The sequence below is a fragment of the Paracoccus benzoatiresistens genome (assembly GCF_026913015.1).
Taxonomy (GTDB): Bacteria; Pseudomonadota; Alphaproteobacteria; order Rhodobacterales; family Rhodobacteraceae; genus Paracoccus; species Paracoccus benzoatiresistens.
Map to the genome: position 1 here is coordinate 1 of NZ_JAPTYD010000132.1, position 2,484 is coordinate 2,484.

The 2,484-nt window shown below is 61.0% G+C and carries 2 protein-coding genes and 1 pseudogene; 2 read left to right on the plus strand and 1 reads right to left on the minus strand.

Annotation, left to right across the window (positions count from 1 at the left end):
- Positions 1-194, plus strand: a 194-nt coding sequence (locus tag OU682_RS23710) for a hypothetical protein (protein ID WP_268944639.1), incomplete at its 5' end; no start/stop codon positions are given.
- A gap of 366 nt (positions 195-560) precedes the next feature.
- Positions 561-1,493: an IS110 family transposase gene (locus OU682_RS23715; protein ID WP_268944640.1), complete on the plus strand. Its 933-nt coding sequence runs from the start codon at positions 561-563 to the stop codon at positions 1,491-1,493.
- A 39-nt stretch (positions 1,494-1,532) separates the two neighbouring features.
- Here the strand turns inward: OU682_RS23715 and OU682_RS23720 are convergent.
- A pseudogene (locus OU682_RS23720) lies at positions 1,533-2,296 on the minus strand (IS5 family transposase); the annotation flags it as partial.
- Positions 2,297-2,484: the final 188 nt, after the last annotated feature.

A 2,484-nucleotide genomic window follows, 5' to 3' on the forward strand; every position in this document is an offset into this window, starting at 1 on the left:
CAAGAAAGGAAAACGCCATGGCTTTTGACGTTTCATCTCCCGCAGTCAACGCGCTGCCTCGCTGCGGCTCCGCGCCCATATCCCTCCCACCGATGCCCCGCAACCAGACACAAGCGCTAGAGAGCGTTCCAAGCTTCGACGAAATGTCCGACGCCATTATCGTGCGCCTCATCGCCGGGTGGACCACCGACTGAGACCATCTCAGTTGGTGGGCGCCCGCCGGATCAGTGCCGGATTGTGCTTCCAAAGCGAGATGGCCAAACCGATTCTGCCCAAGGCAGACAAAATTGGTCGTTCATATGATGACCTCCATTCTCGTCTTCTGCTTAGAACACCTAACAAAACCTTGTCTTAAGATTTTTCCTGGCTCCTGTGCGATACAGGAGCCGCTCTCCGGCACCTTATACATGCCGGAGAGCGGCGGGGGACGGGTCGAAACAAAAGAGGTTTCCACGAACCGGTTAGAAGTAGGACCACCCCCGTCTTTCGAAAGACCTGAACGGATACATGGGGAAGGCGCATGCCTTGCCCCGCATGACAAGGGCAGGAGACGAAAGGCGATGCAGGATACTATCGGAATCGACATTTCCAAAGACACAGTTGACGTTCACCGTCTGTCGGACGGCAAGCACATGCAGTTCGACAATAACAAGGCGGGGCTCAAGACCCTTTGTGGCTGGATTGGAAAGGCGCCCGCTCGCGTCGTCTATGAGGCGACCGGCCGATACCACAGGGACCTGGAAAGCATGCTGGGCGCGGCCGGTCACGGTCTGGTCAAGGTGAACCCGAACCGGGCTCGAAAGTTTGCCCAAGCCGTCGGCCAGGGCGCCAAGACCGATCGTGTTGATGCCGCGCTTCTGGCGCGGATGGGAGCAGTTCTGAGCCTCGAGGCCAAGCCTGCCCGCACCGACAGCATGCATGAGATCAGGGAGTTGCACGTTGCTCGCATCGGCCTGATCAAAGATCGCACCGCATGCCGCAATCGCCTTCATGGGGCGCGTAACCAGGTAGTGCTGGCTCAGCTTCGCGCCCGCCTACGGCAGGTTGAAAAGCAGATCGACCAGATCGACGTAGAATTGCGGCGCCTCGTCGCCGAGGATGCCGACCTCGTCCGGCGCTATGAGGTTCTCATGTCCATTCCAGGCATCGGTCCGATTGCTGCCGTTGCAATGATCGTGGAGATGCCCGAAATTGGTACACTATCGGGCAAGGAGGCTGCTAGTCTCGCAGGTCTCGCCCCGATCACGCACGAGTCCGGGAAATGGAAGGGTCGCTCCAAGATCGGCGGCGGTCGAGGCGCCTTGCGCACCACGCTCTATATGCCCGCGCTCGTTTCGATCCGCTACAATGCCCAGCTCGGCCAAGTCTACAGGACGCTCAGCGGCGCCGGAAAGCGCGCGAAAGGCGCAATCACAGCCGTCATGCGCAAGCTCATCGTCCTTGCCAATGCCCTGATCCGGGACGACCGGAAATGGGCACAAACCGCCCCTTGACCAAGACGGATATCTTCTGATCTGGTTGAGGCAGATGAGGGCGCAGCCGAGGATCACGAAGGCCTCGTGGATGTCGGCGCGCCGCTCATAACGGATGGCAAGGCGGCGAAAGCGGTTGAGCCATGCCAGTGTCCGCTCGACAACCCAGCGGTGCCGGCCCAGCCTTTCGCTGCTGTCCATGCCTCGCCGGGCAATGCGGGGCGTGACCCTGCGCTTCCGGCATTCGCTCCGGCAGCGGTGATGGTCATAGGCCTTGTCGGCGTGAAGCTTGTCAGGGCGCTTGCGCGGACGTCCACGGCCATGGCGCACGCCTGGTATGGCATCGAGGGCAGGCGCCAGCATCATGCTGTCGTGCCGGTTGGCCGGGCTCAGGCGCACCCCGAGCGGGGTGCCTTTCCGGTCGACCACAAGATGGCGCTTCGTGCCCGGTTTGCCGCGATCCGTCGGGTTCGGGCCGGTTTCGGCACCCCCTTTTTCGCGGCAACGGCAGCGCTGTCGAGGGACGCTCGGCTCCAGTCCAGTTGTCCCGCCTCAGAGAGGCGCTCTAGAAGAACGCGGTGAAGCCTGGTCCAGACGCCGGCTGCCTGCCAGTCGCGCAGCCTGCGCCAGCAGGTCATGCCTGAGCAGCCAAACTCACGCGGCAGCATCTCCCAGGGAATGCCAGATCGCAGAACGAAAATGATGCCGGCCAAAGCCAGCCGGTCATCGCATCGAGGGCGGCCGCCCTTCGGCTTGGACCGCTCCCTTGGCAGAAGCGGCGCAATGGCCTCCCACAGATCATCGGATACAAGGGGTTTGCTCATGGCCCCTTAACGCATGAGCAGCAGTTTTGTTAGGCGCTCTTAGTGCAGCAGACAGTAACCATCCCACTGTAATGCGCTTTGGGACATCTATATCCGCTCCAGTCGACTTGCTTGGCAAAGCTTGCCAAAGCCGCTATCCTGATCGTCTACGGAGGTCATCATGGCAACGATGAATGTTTCCCTTCCAG